13 protein-coding genes and 1 other RNA gene are annotated in these 13,516 nt (G+C 61.3%); 5 read left to right on the top strand and 9 right to left on the bottom strand.

Features of this window, described 5'->3' with window-relative positions:
• Positions 1-9 precede the first annotated feature (9 nt).
• Positions 10-1,065 carry a heat-inducible transcriptional repressor HrcA gene (hrcA, locus tag M2650_RS03395; RefSeq protein WP_249471182.1) on the bottom strand — a complete coding sequence of 352 codons (1,056 nt, stop codon included), beginning with the start codon at positions 1,063-1,065 and terminating at the stop codon, positions 10-12.
• A gap of 119 nt (positions 1,066-1,184) precedes the next feature.
• On the opposite strand from hrcA, the gene recN reads away from it, so the two are divergent.
• Positions 1,185-2,852 carry a DNA repair protein RecN gene (gene recN / locus M2650_RS03400; protein ID WP_249471184.1) on the top strand — a complete coding sequence of 556 codons (1,668 nt, stop codon included), beginning with the start codon at positions 1,185-1,187 and terminating at the stop codon, positions 2,850-2,852.
• 115 nt (positions 2,853-2,967) lie between these two features.
• Here recN and fur read toward each other — a convergent pair whose 3' ends face one another.
• Positions 2,968-3,369 (bottom strand): ferric iron uptake transcriptional regulator, encoded by a 402-nt coding sequence (fur, locus tag M2650_RS03405; RefSeq protein ID WP_249471186.1) that lies wholly within the window; start codon positions 3,367-3,369, stop codon positions 2,968-2,970.
• A gap of 107 nt (positions 3,370-3,476) precedes the next feature.
• Here fur and M2650_RS03410 point away from each other — a divergent pair, with 107 nt between their 5' ends.
• Positions 3,477-3,881, top strand: a complete 405-nt coding sequence (locus M2650_RS03410; RefSeq protein WP_249471189.1) for an outer membrane protein assembly factor BamE — start codon at positions 3,477-3,479, stop codon at positions 3,879-3,881.
• A 13-nt stretch (positions 3,882-3,894) separates the two neighbouring features.
• On the opposite strand, the gene M2650_RS03415 is transcribed toward M2650_RS03410, so the two are convergent.
• Together M2650_RS03415 and M2650_RS03420 are read right to left on the bottom strand one after the other, a co-directional pair.
• Entirely contained in the window at positions 3,895-4,149 is a 255-nt protein-coding gene (locus M2650_RS03415; protein WP_249471192.1) for an RnfH family protein, read from the bottom strand.
• Positions 4,150-4,152: 3 nt separating this feature from the next.
• Positions 4,153-4,578 (bottom strand): type II toxin-antitoxin system RatA family toxin, encoded by a 426-nt coding sequence (locus tag M2650_RS03420; RefSeq protein ID WP_249471195.1) that lies wholly within the window; start codon positions 4,576-4,578, stop codon positions 4,153-4,155.
• Positions 4,579-4,624: 46 nt separating this feature from the next.
• Here M2650_RS03420 and smpB point away from each other — a divergent pair, with 46 nt between their 5' ends.
• Positions 4,625-5,131, top strand: coding sequence for an SsrA-binding protein SmpB (smpB, locus tag M2650_RS03425; protein ID WP_249471198.1), 507 nt, complete (start codon positions 4,625-4,627; stop codon positions 5,129-5,131).
• Positions 5,132-5,258: 127 nt separating this feature from the next.
• Here the strand turns inward: smpB and M2650_RS03430 are convergent, their stop codons facing one another.
• Positions 5,259-7,478 (bottom strand): CHASE domain-containing protein, encoded by a 2,220-nt coding sequence (locus tag M2650_RS03430; protein WP_249471201.1) that lies wholly within the window; start codon positions 7,476-7,478, stop codon positions 5,259-5,261.
• 115 nt (positions 7,479-7,593) lie between these two features.
• On the opposite strand from M2650_RS03430, the gene ssrA reads away from it, so the two are divergent.
• Positions 7,594-7,947: a transfer-messenger RNA gene (gene ssrA / locus M2650_RS03435) on the top strand.
• A gap of 296 nt (positions 7,948-8,243) precedes the next feature.
• On the opposite strand, the gene M2650_RS03440 is transcribed toward ssrA, so the two are convergent.
• Both M2650_RS03440 and M2650_RS16495 read right to left on the bottom strand, forming a co-directional pair.
• Positions 8,244-8,564 (bottom strand): DUF6166 domain-containing protein, encoded by a 321-nt coding sequence (locus M2650_RS03440; protein WP_249471203.1) that lies wholly within the window; start codon positions 8,562-8,564, stop codon positions 8,244-8,246.
• Positions 8,565-8,693: 129 nt separating this feature from the next.
• Complete coding sequence (locus M2650_RS16495) at positions 8,694-9,404, bottom strand: energy transducer TonB (RefSeq protein WP_249471206.1); 711 nt, start codon at positions 9,402-9,404, stop codon at positions 8,694-8,696.
• Between the two features lie 730 nt (positions 9,405-10,134).
• Between M2650_RS16495 and M2650_RS03450 the strand changes: the two genes are divergently transcribed.
• Positions 10,135-10,461: a hypothetical protein gene (locus tag M2650_RS03450; RefSeq protein WP_249471209.1), complete on the top strand. Its 327-nt coding sequence runs from the start codon at positions 10,135-10,137 to the stop codon at positions 10,459-10,461.
• Positions 10,462-10,759: 298 nt separating this feature from the next.
• Here M2650_RS03450 and M2650_RS03455 read toward each other — a convergent pair whose 3' ends face one another.
• Both M2650_RS03455 and M2650_RS03460 read right to left on the bottom strand, forming a co-directional pair.
• Entirely contained in the window at positions 10,760-12,556 is a 1,797-nt protein-coding gene (locus M2650_RS03455) for an RHS repeat-associated core domain-containing protein (RefSeq protein WP_249471211.1), read from the bottom strand.
• Between the two features lie 59 nt (positions 12,557-12,615).
• Complete coding sequence (locus M2650_RS03460; protein WP_249471213.1) at positions 12,616-12,828, bottom strand: hypothetical protein; 213 nt, start codon at positions 12,826-12,828, stop codon at positions 12,616-12,618.
• Positions 12,829-13,516: the final 688 nt, after the last annotated feature.

The raw sequence follows: 13,516 nt of genomic DNA on the forward strand, positions 1-13,516 counted from the left end.
CCCGACAACCTATGAGGGCTGGGCCCCGGGATTCAAGGCGGAACCCAGCGCGTCGGCCGCCGCCTGCACGACCGGAATGACTCGGTCGTAGGCCATCCGGGTCGGCCCGATCACGCCCAGCACGCCCAGCACGCGGCCGCCGGCGGCATACGGCGCGGTCACCAGCGACACGCCGTCCAGCGGCGCCAGGCCGGTCTCCTCGCCGATGAAGATGCGCACGCCGGGCGCGTGCACCGTGCGCTCCAGCAATTGCAGGATCTCGCGCTTGCGGGCGAAGGCTTCGAACAACTCGCGCAGGCGGTCCAGGTCCGCCAGGTCCTGCACGCCGATCAGCCGTGTCTGGCCGGCCAGCAGCATGTCTTCGGCGCCGGGCGCCAGGGCCTGTTCGGCCAGTTCCACGGTTTGCGCCAGCAGGCTCTCCATCTCGCTGCGGGCGCTGCGCATTTCGTGCAGCAGCGTGGCGCGGATGTCGGCCAGCGGCCGTCCGGCGAAATGATGGTTGAGGTAATTGGCGACGCGCTCCAGCTCGGCCGGGCCGTAGACGCGGCGCGTCTGCAGGATGCGGTTCTGCACGTCGTTGTCGGCGAACACTAGGATCGCCAGTACGCGTTGGCCGTCCAGCGGGACGAAGTCGATGTGCTTGAACGCAAACTGCTCGCGCTGCGGCACGCTGACCACGCCGACGAAATGGGTCATCGCCGACAGCAGCTCGGAAGCGTTGCCGAGCAGGTTCTGGGTGCCCGCCCCCGCCGGCAGTTCGCTGCGCAGCCGCGACAGTTCGCCTTCGGCCAGCGGTTTGACCTGCAGCAGGCTGTCGACGAAGACGCGGTAGCCCTGGGCGGTGGGTATGCGCCCGGCGGAAGCGTGCGGCGCGCTGAGCAGGCCGGTGTCTTCCAGGTCGGCCAGGATGTTGCGGATCGTCGCCGGGCTGACGTCCAGACCGGCGTGGCGCGCCAGGGTCTGCGAACCGACCGGCTCGCCGTCGCGGATGTAGCGCGCGATCAGCGTGCGCAGCAGCTGGCGCGCGCGCGGGTCTAGGGACGAGTCGTCGGAAGGTCTGGCCACGTGGGCGGTATAAGCCGGACCGGCGGTGCGCGCAAGCGTCGCTCGTGGATTGCGGCCCTGTCGCAAGTTCCGCGACCCGCGCATGGCAGGCTGGCGGGCCGCACGGCACAATTGCATCCATGCTGACGCTACTGACGATCAAGGACTTCGCCGTCGTCCGGACCGCCGAACTCGAGTTCGGCGCGGGCTTGACCGTGATCTCGGGCGAAACCGGCGCCGGCAAGTCGCTGCTCGTCGATGCGCTCGGCTTCCTGTCCGGGCTGCGCGCCGACAGCGGCATGGTCAGGCACGGCGCCGAGCGCGCCGAACTCAGCGCGCAATTCGACCTGAGCGATGCCATGCCCGCCCGCGATTGGCTGCGCGAACAGGAACTGGACGAAGGCGACGACTGCCAGCTGCGCCGCACCCTACGCGCCGACGGCGGTTCCAAGGCCTGGATCAACGGCCGCCCGGCCACGCTGGCGCAGTTGGGCGAACTGGCGGGCCTGCTGGTCGAAATCCACGGCCAGCACGAACACCAGGCGTTGCTGTCTAAGGCCAGCCAGCTGGCCCTGCTCGACGGTTTCGGCGGACACGAGGCGGCATTGACTGCGGTCGAAACCGTGGCCGCGCACTGGAACGCCTTGCTGCGCGAGCGCGAGGCGTTATCGAAACAGGGCGACGTCTCCGAGCGCATCGCCTACCTGGAGCACCAGTTCGCAGAATTGCAGCGCGAAGCGCTGGAGCCGGATGCCATCGCCGAACTCGGCGCCACGCATCGCCGGCACGCGCATGCAGCCGCGCTGATCGCGGCCTGCGACGGCGCCTTCGCGCGCCTGGCCGGCGAGGACGCGCCATCGATGACGCGGCAACTGCAACAGACCCGCAGCGAACTGATGCGGGTGGTCGAACACGAGCCGCGGCTGGCCGACATCGATGCCCTGCTCGACGCCGCATCGATCCAGCTCGACGAGGCGATCGCGCTGATCGAACGCGTCCGCGAAGACCTGGACCTGGATCCGGCACAGTTCGAAGACATGGAACGCCGCCTGGGCCGCATCCACGATCTCGCCCGCAAACACCGCGTCGCGCCCGAGCAGCTTGCGGCGCAGCGAGATGCGCTCGCGGCGGAGCTGGAATTGCTGCGCAGCGCCGGCCAGCGCGTGACAGCACTCGACGGCGAGATCGCCGCCGCCCGCAAGCAGTGGCAAGCTGCTGCCGCCAAACTCACCGAGGCCCGTACCAAGACGGCCAAAGCGCTGTCCAAATCCACCACCGCCCTGATCGGCGAGCTGGGCATGGGCGGCGGCAAATTCGAAGTGGCGTTGGAGCCGAACGCGGCCGAGCGTCCCGATGCCAACGGCGCCGAGCGCGTGGAATTCCTAGTTTCGGCCAATGCGGGCCAGCCCCCGCGGCCGTTGCGCAAGGTCGCGTCCGGCGGCGAGTTGTCGCGCATTTCGCTGGCGATCGAAGTGGCCGCATTGGGCGGCGATCTGGTGCCGACGATGGTGTTCGACGAGGTGGATTCGGGCATCGGCGGCGCGGTGGCCGAAATCGTCGGCCAAAAGCTGCGCGCACTCGGCGAAAAGCGCCAGGCCCTATGCGTGACCCACCTGCCCCAGGTGGCGGCGCAAGGGCATGCGCATTACCGCGTCAGCAAGGCCGCCAGCGATGGCGTGACCCAGAGCGCGGTGGAAAAACTCGATGCCAAGCAGCGTGCCGAAGAGCTGGCGCGGATGCTGGGCGGCGTGGAAGTGAGCAAGGAAGCGCGCGCCGCGGCCAAGCGTCTTCTCAGCAACGTCGATTGAGCGTCCGCTTGGCTTTTGTGGGAGCGGCTTCAGCCGCGAGCTTTTTTCATGCGCGGCGATCGGAAAACAAGAGCTCGCGGCTGAAGCCGCTCCCACGAAAAGCGCGCAGTGAGGCTCAGCGTTTCTTGCGGACGTACAGCACGAGCGAATGCTCTTCCAGCAGATAACCGTGCCGGGCGGCGATTTCGTGCTGCAGCTTCTCGATCTCGACGCTCTCGAACTCGATGATCTTGCCGGTATCGATGTCCACCATGTGGTCGTGGTGGCCGCCGCGGTCGAGCTCGTAAACCGCATGCCCGCCCTCGAAGTTGTGCTTCAGGACCAGGCCGGCCGCTTCGAACTGGGTCAGCACGCGGTAGACCGTGGCCAGGCCGATCTCCTCGCCCTCTTCCAGCAGGTGCCGGTAGATGTCTTCTGCCGTCATGTGCCGCGGCTTGGACTGCTCCAGCAGCTCCAGGATGCGCATCCGGGGGTGGGTGACCTTCAGGCCGACCTTGCGTAGATCTTGCGATTCCATCAGCACTCCGTGCGCGATAACCAAGGATGAACGCGTTGGCGGGCGCGGGCGGGGCCGCGTGGCTTCGGTGTATTATCGCCGCAATCCGCCCCAGCCGCGAACCCTGAATGCGCAAGCCGAGCCAAGCCGTCCTCCTCGTCCTCATCGCCGCCCTCACCGCCGGCTGCGGCATCGTCTACCGGCAGCCGATCTACCAGGGCAACCTGCTGGAAAAGAGCGCGGTGGACCAGTTGCAGCCCGGCATGGGCAAGCAGCAGGTCGCAGCGCTGCTCGGTTCGCCGTCGATCGCCGACCCCTTCCACCACGACCGCTGGGATTACACCACCACCCAGCGCACCGGCCGCGTCGGCAAGACCGAGGTCAAGAATCTCACCCTGCATTTCGAGAACGACACCTTGACCAAATGGGAAGGCGAATACTTCCCCGAGCAGGACGAACAACTGGCGATCCTGGCGCCCAAGCAATTCGGCTACAACCTGAAGAGGGACGACAAGAAAAAGGGCGGCCGCTGATCGTTCGGCGCGCTCAAGCCTTGCGCGCGCGGCGACGCCGCGCCTCTTTGGGGTCGGCCTGCAACGGCCGCAGCAATTCCACCCGGTCGCCCTCGCCCAACACCGTATCGGCCCGCACGCGCTGGCCGAAGACCGCATAGCCGTCGATCCCTGCGATATCGCTCCAGCCCGCGGCGGCGACGGCATCGGCCACGGTGGCACCGGTCGGCAATTGCAGCGTCGCCGATTCGGCGCGCCGCGGCCAGGCCAGCACTACTTCGATCTTCATAGTTCAGCCGCGGTCCGCGGTGCGGACGAAATCGTCGACCATGCGGTCGGCCAGGCCTTGCAGGCCCAGCGCCACCGCTGGCGCCAGCAGCTTGGACGCCGCCTCGAACGACAACGTCAGCGTCACTTTGCAGGCCGACTCGTCGAGCGCATGGAATTCCCAGCGCCCGCCGAGTGCCTTGAACGGCCCTTCGCGCAGCTTCATGTCGATATGGTGCGGCGGCGCCAGCGAGTTCTCGGTGACGAACCAGGTGCGGAAGCTGCCCAGCTTCAGATCCAGCCGCGCCACCACGCGGCTCTCGCCGGCTTCCAGCACCTGGGCCGATTCGCACCAGTCGAAGCGCCGCGGGTAGGCGCCGATATCGTTGACCAGCGCGAACATGCGGGCGGCGGAATGTTCGACCAGGGCGGAGCGATGGATGGTAGGCATGGCGGGAAATTAGCGCGCCAGGCCCCCATCGGGGACAATGGACACGATGAGCAAGACTTCCAACAAGAAGGCCGGCAAGGATAAGGCAAACGGCGGCGGGACGATCGCGCTGAACAAGCGCGCGCGCCACGACTACCACTTGGAGCAGCGCTTCGAAGCCGGCCTGGCGCTGCAGGGCTGGGAGCTGAAGGCGATCCGCGCCGGCCGCGCCAATATCGTCGAAGCCTACGCGATGATCCTCAAGGGCGAATTGTTCCTGATCGGGGCGCAAATGACGCCGTTGATCTCCGCTTCGACCCACGTCGTGGCCGACGCCCACCGCACCCGCAAACTGCTGCTGCACAAGCGCGAGATCGACGAGTTGATCGGCCGCGTGCAGCGCGACGGCTATACCTTGGTGCCGACCGCCCTGTATTGGAAAGGCAACAAGGTGAAGGCGGAATTGGCCCTGGCCAAGGGCAAGCAGTCGCACGACAAGCGCGAAGCCGCCAAGGACCGCGATTGGGCGCGCGACAAGCAGCGTCTGATGCGACGCCACAACAAAGACGCCTGAACCGTCCTCTCCTTGTAGATCGGCTTTTTGTAGGAGCGGCTTTAGCCGCGAGCTCTTTCTCCAAGCGCGTCGCCGCTCGAAAAGCTCGCGGCTAAGGCCGCTCCTACAAAAGCACGCGTCTACAAAATCAGGCGCCCTCGCCAGGCAACGTGAATTTGAATGTCGCGCCCTCGCCCGGCTTGCCGTCGGCCTGGATCGTGCCGCCGTGGCGTTCCACGATCCGCCTGACCGAGGCCAGTCCGATGCCGTGTCCGCTGAACTGCTCCTGGCTATGCAGGCGCTGGAACGGGCGGAACAATTTTCCGACGTAATCCGCTTCGAAACCGGCGCCGTTGTCGCGCACTACGAAAACCGGTTCGTCCGCGACACCCCGCGTCTCCCGGAAGAATTCGATCCGCGGCCGGTCGCAATCGCGGGTGAACTTCCAGGCATTGCCCAACAGGTTCATCAACAGATTGCGCACCAGTGCCGGGTCGCCGACGGCCTGCAAACCGGGCGCGATCGCCACCTCGACTTCGCGACCCGGCTCGGCGCTGCGCAATTCGGCGACCACTTCGGCCGCCAGTTGGCTCAGATCCAACGGCAACGGATTGAGTTGGCTGCGGCTGAGGCGGGACATCTTCAGCAAGGCTTCGATCAGCTCGCTCATCCGCGAGGTGGCGTTGCGGATCCGCGCCAGATAGTCGCGGCCCGCTCCGTCAAGCTGCTGCTGATAGCGTTCGGCGAGCAGGCGGCTGAAGCCTTCGATCGACCGCAACGGCGTGCGCAGATCGTGCGAAATGCTGTATGCGAACGACTCCAGCTCGTTGTTGGCGGCGCTCAGCTCGCGCGTGCGCTGGGCGACGCGGGTCTCCAGCGTGCGGTTCAGGGCGCGCACCTGCGCTTCGGCGTGCAGCCGCTCGCTGACGTCCTCCACCTGCACCAGGCGGGCGATGTCCTGCCCCACGTTGCCTGGCACCGGCGCGTAAGTGAGCTGCACATAACGTAGCTCGTCGTTGCGGTGCAGCCGACGCGTGGTCCGATACACGCCCTCCGCTACCGCTTCCATCTCGGTCGTGCGGATCGGATCGGTGGCGTCGTCGAACAGGGACGAGAAAGGCACGCCCGCCAGTCGCTCGGGGTCGCGCCCGACGATGTCGCACAAGGCGGGATTGGCTTCGACCACGCGCCCTTCGTGGTCCAGCAGCGCCTTGCCGATCGCCGAATACACCATCGCCATGCGGAAGCGCTGTTCGCTGCGCCGATAGTCCTCGGTCAATTGCGTGGCGATCTGGCGGGCACGGTTCTCGGTCCGCGCCAACAGCATCGCCAGCCAAAACAGCAGCAGCGACGACAGCAGTCCGACCAGCAACAGCGTGCGCAACCCGGCCAGGCCCGGACTGATCGCTTCCGCAGGGCCCGAACGGAAGTCCATGCGCCAGCGCCGCCCGTACGCTTCCGATTGCACGCTGCGCGAGAAAGCGGCTTCGTCCGATTTGCCGAATTCGGCGTCGGTGTACAACAGTTCCGCCTTCGGCCCCGTGTCGTCGTAGATCTGCAGTTGGATGCCTTCGTAACGATCGCGGTACGGCAACGCCGTCTGCACCAGCGCCGGCATATGAAACGGGATATAGACCCAGCCCTGCAACGATTCCCGCCGCGCATCCAGGCTCCGGGGCGTGTCGCCGAGGCGGAAGATCGGCGAGTACAGCAGAAGGCCCGTCTGCCGGCTCCCGGCGAAATCGTCCTGCAACAGCTTCACCGGTCCGGACAGTCGCGGCTTGCCGCTGTCGCGCGCTGCGATCATGGCCGTGCGCCGCACGGGCTCGGAAAACATGTCGTAACCGATCACGCCGCGGTTCTCCAGCGTCATCGGCGCCAGGTACAGGATCGGCCCGTAGTTGGCGCGGACGCCCGGCGGCCGTATGCGGAACAGCCCATAACCGGCGTCGTGGCTTTCGATCTGCAACTGGCGCAGTCCGTCCGGCGTCACGTACGGCGCGAAGCCCATGCCCAGCAGGCCGGGAAAACGTTCGCGCGTATCCAGGCCATCGACGAAGGACTGCCACTGCTGCGGCGTCGGCCGCACGCTGGCGAACAGCGCGGCGCCGCCGCCCAGCGCCAACTCGTAGTTGATCATCCGCTGCTGGACCAGCGCGGCCATCTGCTGCGTGGCGGAAACGAAATCCGCCTGCGCCGCGCTCATTTCCCGCTCGTAGGCGTTGCGCCAGAACAGGATCACCGACGCCACCGAACCGAGCAGCACCGCCAGCGCCAGCAAATAGCCCCGGAAAGGCGTCACCGGCACATGCCTGCCGTATTCGCCGGGCGGTGGAGCCGATGCGGGGGGACGGGCCTGGGCGCTCATGGCGCCAGCATAGCCGGCCATGGCGCCGATGAACGCGTCCTGTGCCTGGGCGCGAACGCCCTTGAGACCGGGCCGGCACGCCCTATACTGCACAGGTCAGCAACAACGACATCCCGGGGGTGCACTGGCTTCGACGGGGGTCGCGAAATCGCCTGGCGCATGCCGAGGGGGTAGCTTTCCTCGTTAATCCAGCTGCAAAACTCTAGTTGCCAACGACGACAACTACGCTCTCGCCGCTTAAGGCGTAAGCCCCGAACCCACTTGTGTCCGTGCTCGTGGATGTAGGGTCATTATCACGGAATCGATCGCGGCGGCGACCCGCCAACCGCGGTTCAACCTTAGCGGGTGTGTGCCTGGGTGTGCTTTGCGCGCCGTGTTGCCCAGGTACGAGAACTAACGGCGCGCTAAGCATGTAGTGCCGGGGATGGAGTGCCTTCGGACGGGGGTTCGATTCCCCCCACCTCCACCATTAGCCGGTCCGATCAGGACCGAGACAGGCCGGAAATTCCGCACGGAGTTCCGGCCTTTTTCTTGTCCGGCGCCTACTCGTCCGGGATTTCGCGGTTCGAGAAGTAGGCGTTCCAGCACGTGATCTTGGGGTTTCATCCCGACCTACCGCACCGAAGGACGCAGAAGGCCGTCGACGGCGGCCTTCTGAGTTCACGAAGCAGCGAGACGTTCTTGAAAGCGGGATTTTTATCCCAGCTTTCATTCGAAAAAAAGAGATGGCAGAGGCGTTTAAACGAACGACCGCCAAAGTACCTGTCACTGCGTCAACAGCTCCTTCAAGGCCTCGACCGGGAGGTCGTACTCGCATTCCGGCTTCAGTTTGACGATGACCTCGTGCAGCAGAATACGGGCGTGCTTCCTGCATATGCTTTTGCGGAAACCATCGAACTCGAACACCTTGCCGACAATGGCATGGCTCAAGTTGACCGGACCGGGGCCGCCGTAGCCCCAACTGAAGCCGCCGCTGTAATCGTATAAATCGCGTCGAGGCGCAAGCAGCTCAGCGGCTTGGCTGGCCTCGTGTCGATACAGAGCTACGCCGGCGCCTTCGACATAGCGGAGGAGGATTTCTGGCATGACGAAACTCCTTGCTTCATCATCATTGGAAATCGCATCCCCCGATACATTTGTTGTGTGGACAACCTGAACTTTCAGCTAGATGGCATGTTGAGTATCGCTTCGCTCAACTCATCCTATGCCAACTTGCTAATGTCGAAATTCGATCATGAATTTTCGATCTAGGGTGAAATTAACGGGAATACGGACCAAGCCCGAGAATTTAATGCCGTTTTTTGTAACCCACGGATAATAGCGCCATCTTTTCGCCGCCTCAGCGGCAGCACCGTCCAGTAAATCGTCACCACTCGATTGCCCAATCAATATCTTCTTCGGCAGGCCATTCGAATCTACAGTTACGACAAGAAGCACCATGCCGTGCCCACGGGCCCGTGAAACCTCCCGAGGTACCTTTGGCATATGTTTGCGTGCCCATTCGATGTCCAAGCTTGCTCCCGTCATTGGTTGACGGGTCGCCATATTGCTTTCCGCCTTTGCCAATACGGCAGACCACGGGGCCGTGTCGTGGAGTCCGATCAGATCTGGGTCTTCCTTGAGGTGTTTTAAGTCCCAGAAGTACGGGTTGTTGATAGCTTTCTCTAGATACGACATGGCTTCCGTCTCACGACCCGCCAGGGCTAAGCAACAGGCCGCGTTGTAGTGATCAACCTGCATGGCCTGATCGTCCTTGAAAAATTGGCTTGTCGCATTGAACGAATCTAGAAATAAGTTCGCGCATGCAGCGTAATCTTTTTCCTCATAAGCTTTCATTGCTTGCTTTGCCATCTCTTCTGACTGAGCACTCACGTTTGTGGATATCAACACCAGCAGACCGGCGAATACAATCATGCGTAAAGACACGAAGCACTCCTTAGTTTCTATAAGAACAAAAGCAGAGTCGCGAACTGAGCTGCCTCTATCAACCTAGTGTCGTAGCCCATTCGCAGCTTGAGACCGCCTCAGCCTGCAAGTTCCCAGGGCCTCACTTATCCCGTTTCTTTGCTATGACCTTCGTTTACAGTAGGAAGCAAAATTTCCCCAACTGGCTTCCAGGTAGTACCTGAAGGAATTTTCTGATAAAGCAGTCGGCCCAACTATTTTTATGACAACTGGTTCCTTGCAATGAATGTAAGTTCTCACAAGCGGAGTTTCCATCTGCCTCCAACCATGTCTTGCCAGATTTACGCCAATTTTTTCTTCGGCTACTCGATCTGATGAAATGACTGTTGTACTTGCGGAAACCAATATGGTTTTATCCAAAAAATCAATTCTTCCTATCTGGAATTGATCCGAGCTCGACGCTGCTATTAGCAAATCTTGTCTGAGCGATTCGTTGCTTGGCCTTGGCTTATTTGACCCGCTCTGCATACTTCTCAACGTTAAAAAACCAATCGCCGCGATCAACATCGCGCCTAGTACGTTTATCCAAACTTTCATCACCAATCCAGCCCAGTCTGCATTAGAGGATTTGAGCCACCTACGGTGCCAGGCGACACGTCAACGCCAGCACCAAATCCAAATAGCACTGCACCACCTGTGCCCGGTGAGTATTCATAGCCTCCGCCAAATACGGCATGAGCCGTTGCAGAATATGACAGCCCTGTTATTTGCTTGTCCGCGGCTGCAGCTTGCTGATCGCGATCTGGACATTCCTTCGTCAAATGGCCAGCGTTTACCGACGCCCCAAGCCCTCGAACTGGATTTGGATATCCTCGCGAAATCCCCATCGATCCGTAAAGATTTCCGCTCCTGCTCAATGTCAAATTTCCCGAGAAAAAATAGAGCGATATGGATGCTTGAATGTAGTCAGCTTTCTGATCCCATGGAATATCTAGAGGCGTCTGTCCAAGCGAGGGCAGATAAAGGGGACGGAGTAATTATCCGTTTGAATCGGCTTTCATCAGGTGGCATCAGCTGACAGAGTCATAGGCTGTAGAAAACACCGAATTCAAACAGATAATTACTCCGTCCCCTTTTTTGCCTAAAGCCAAGGGGGTCAGAAGAATTATTTATCGCGCTTTGCTTTCCGTTGGGCATCAGCATACTCAAGCAGTGGCCTCAAAACCAAAACATAGAGTGCAGCTGCCAGTAATAACGCCGTGGCTATTTTTATAGTGTTTATAGAGCCCGGTGCTATGTGCGCTAAATACTTGTTGATCTGCCCTGTAAGAATGGCAAGCAGTAAACCAAGGCCTATTCTGACCGCCAGAGACCATTTATTCTCCTTCACAGGTGCAATCTCCCCAGCGAGCGTTTGCAGCATCAATTCCTTTCTCAACAATCTTACTTGCTGAGGCCGCCGCACTACCAATCAATCCCCCCTTTATTGCTGGCCCGAGCGTCGCACCATAGGTTGTCGCTCGAGCCGCTGATGTAACCGGGGAGTTCAGGACGCCTTCAATCGCGCCTATGGCACCACCGGCTATCGGCTGGCCTCCCGAAGCTTCAGTAAGCCCTCCGGCCGCAGCACCTATCGCAAAGGTCACAAAATTTCGCGGCCCTGCGGCAACTGCGCTCAAACCTCCCGTAAGCGCTGACGACGCCGTGGGTCCGGCGAAGTAACCAACGCCTCCCCCCACTATTCCTGCACCGGCTATCGCCCAAGGATTCCCTCGCGCAGCGAATCCCATCGAAACCATGGCACCTGTGGCACCGGAAGCCGCATTTTTTGCATTCTTACTAATACACAACAAGCCAAAGGGGTCATACGCATTAATCGGATTCCCCCCAACATAGGCATACGTATTCAACCCTCCTGCCAACCCAATCGGATCGGTCTGCAAGTACCGCCCGATGCTCTTGTTGTAGTCCCGGAATCCGTTATGCCAATTCCCGGTCTCCGCATCGTAGTACTGCCCCGGGAACCCGAGGTTGAGCCCGCCGATGCTGTCGAGCGTCACCGTGCGGTCGAACGCGTAGTTGCTGGCCCGCCACACGGGCGCTTTGGCGGCGTTGGTCGCCAACTCCGGCCGGCCCAGATGGTCGTTGTGCAGGAAGGTCAGCTGGTTGCCGCGCACCATCGCGATCGGTTCGCCGCCCAGGCGCAGGTAATGGGTCCAACCCGGGCCGTTCCAGTCGTACTCCGCCGCCAGCTGCCCGTCCAGGCCGTATACGAAGCCCTTGGCCTTGGGGGCGCCCTGGCTCTTGTACGTCCGCTGGCCCAGCGCGTTGACCCAGTAGGTGGTTTGGATGCCATCCTTGGTCGCGCTGCTCAACCGGTTGAACGCATCGTAGGTGTAAGTGGTCGCGCCTACCGAGGTGATGTGGCCGTTGGCATTGTGCATAAACGTCTTGGCGCGCGGCCCGATGATCGCGGTGAGCTTGTTGCTGGCCGGGGCGGTGGCGTAGCCATCCACCAGCCCGCCCCAGGTGTGGCTGGTGCGGTTGCCGGTTTTGTCGTATCCCAAGCTCTGGTTGGCGTTGGTGGCCGTGACCGAAGTCAGCCGCGATAGCTCGTCGTAGCCGTAGGTCTGCGTCAATGCCGCGTTGGCGCCGTTGGTGATCTTGGTGACCGCATCGTTGGCGTTGAACGCATAAGTCAGGCTCTGCAGCACGGTGTTGGCGTTCTTGGTGCTCAGGCCGAAGGTGCGTCCGTCCAAGTCGTGGTTGGTGCCGCGGGCCAGACCGTTGCCGTAATTCCAACCCGCCACCGGGCCGAACGGTTGGTAGGTCAGCGGGTCGGCCACCGTTTTCCAGGTATCGCCGATCTTGGCCCACAGTTCGGTCAGCTGGCCGTCGGCATAGGCATACGTGAAGGCGACCCCGCCGGAGTGGATGTGCCAGGTCAAACGGCCCTGGCCGTCGTAGGCGAAGGTCTGGTTGAAGGCGATGCCGCTGGCGCCGATCTTCTGCAACTGCGACAGCCGCCAGCCTTGGGGCGAGTAGGTGTAGTCCAGTTGGCCGTAGGGATCGGTGACCCGGCACAGCAGGCCCTTGCCGCCGGTGCAAGCATCGTAGGTGAAGCCGCGGCAGATAAAGGGGACGGAGTAATTATCCGTTTGAATCGGCTTCATCAGGTGTCATCAGCTGACAGAATCATAGGTTGTAGAAAACACCGAATTCAAACAGATAATTACTCCGTCCCCTTTTCTGGTTGACCGTCCAGGCCGTACATGAACCCCTTCGCCTTCGGTGCGCCTTGGCTCTTGTAGGTACGCTGGCCCAGGGCATTGACCCAATACACCGTGCCTACGCCGTCCTTGGAGGCCTGGCTCAACCGGTTGAACGCATCGTAGGTGTAAGCGGTGCCGCCGACCGAGGTGATGTTGCCGTTGGCGTTGTGCATGAAGGCCTTGGCGCGCGGTCCGCTGATGGCGGTGAGCTTAAAAATAGGGTCAGAGTGTCTTTCTGAAAAACGTACTCTGACGCATGTTCCTCGTGCATTTTAGCGCCTCGATAATTGCTTTCCTGACATCACCGACAATATCTCGAATCGCCCGGATCGGATGACCAATAAGTTCCAGTCGTAATAACATTCTGTTCGGAGTGGTTGGAATTCATTTCAATGTCGTGAGCAAATGAATCGTCACAGTAAATTACGCGATAGTGACCTTCTCGTTCTTGCTTAGTCTTGATGGTCCATTTTTTCTTCTCCGCAATTTTCGAGTACTCATCAATCAATACTCGAATACTTGAATTAGAAATAATTCGTGATTTGTATCCGAAGAAAGTAATCTTTGAAACTTGTATCTCGGAAATTTTTTTTCCGCCTAACGGAACTCCTACTCCATTGTGAATTACCTTTAATTGCTCGATCGATGGTTTCGAAGACCAATCTGTTTTTGCCAATCGGAGGCTAACTATCCAAAAACAAACGATGATGAATGCAATGACGATTACTTTTGATAAAAAATTCATCACCATCCTCCGCCAAGACTGCCATCTGGATATGCGACCTCTCCAGGAGATGCCCCGCCGCCCACGCCAACGCCCGCCTCCGTCGCGGTACCGTTGCCAGGTGACCAGGAAACTCC

The sequence above is a fragment of the Luteimonas galliterrae genome (assembly GCF_023374055.1).
In the GTDB taxonomy this organism is placed as follows: Bacteria; Pseudomonadota; Gammaproteobacteria; order Xanthomonadales; family Xanthomonadaceae; genus Luteimonas_C; species Luteimonas_C galliterrae.

Excerpts from the sequence above, each read along its gene's own strand:
- fur (WP_249471186.1), bottom strand. The coding sequence starts at position 3,369 with ATGGAATCGCAAGATCTACGCAAGGTCGGCCTGAAGGTCACCCACCCC.
- M2650_RS03415 (WP_249471192.1), bottom strand. The coding sequence starts at position 4,149 with ATGAAGATCGAAGTAGTGCTGGCCTGGCCGCGGCGCGCCGAATCGGCG.
- M2650_RS03420 (WP_249471195.1), bottom strand. The coding sequence starts at position 4,578 with ATGCCTACCATCCATCGCTCCGCCCTGGTCGAACATTCCGCCGCCCGC.
- recN (WP_249471184.1), top strand. The coding sequence starts at position 1,185 with ATGCTGACGCTACTGACGATCAAGGACTTCGCCGTCGTCCGGACCGCC.
- M2650_RS03440 (WP_249471203.1), bottom strand. The coding sequence starts at position 8,564 with ATGCCAGAAATCCTCCTCCGCTATGTCGAAGGCGCCGGCGTAGCTCTG.
- smpB (WP_249471198.1), top strand. The coding sequence starts at position 4,625 with ATGAGCAAGACTTCCAACAAGAAGGCCGGCAAGGATAAGGCAAACGGC.
- M2650_RS03430 (WP_249471201.1), bottom strand. The coding sequence starts at position 7,478 with ATGAGCGCCCAGGCCCGTCCCCCCGCATCGGCTCCACCGCCCGGCGAA.
- M2650_RS03410 (WP_249471189.1), top strand. The coding sequence starts at position 3,477 with ATGCGCAAGCCGAGCCAAGCCGTCCTCCTCGTCCTCATCGCCGCCCTC.
- M2650_RS03450 (WP_249471209.1), top strand. The coding sequence starts at position 10,135 with ATGACAGCCCTGTTATTTGCTTGTCCGCGGCTGCAGCTTGCTGATCGC.
- M2650_RS03455 (WP_249471211.1), bottom strand. The coding sequence starts at position 12,556 with ATGAAGCCGATTCAAACGGATAATTACTCCGTCCCCTTTATCTGCCGC.
- M2650_RS03460 (WP_249471213.1), bottom strand. The coding sequence starts at position 12,828 with ATGCACAACGCCAACGGCAACATCACCTCGGTCGGCGGCACCGCTTAC.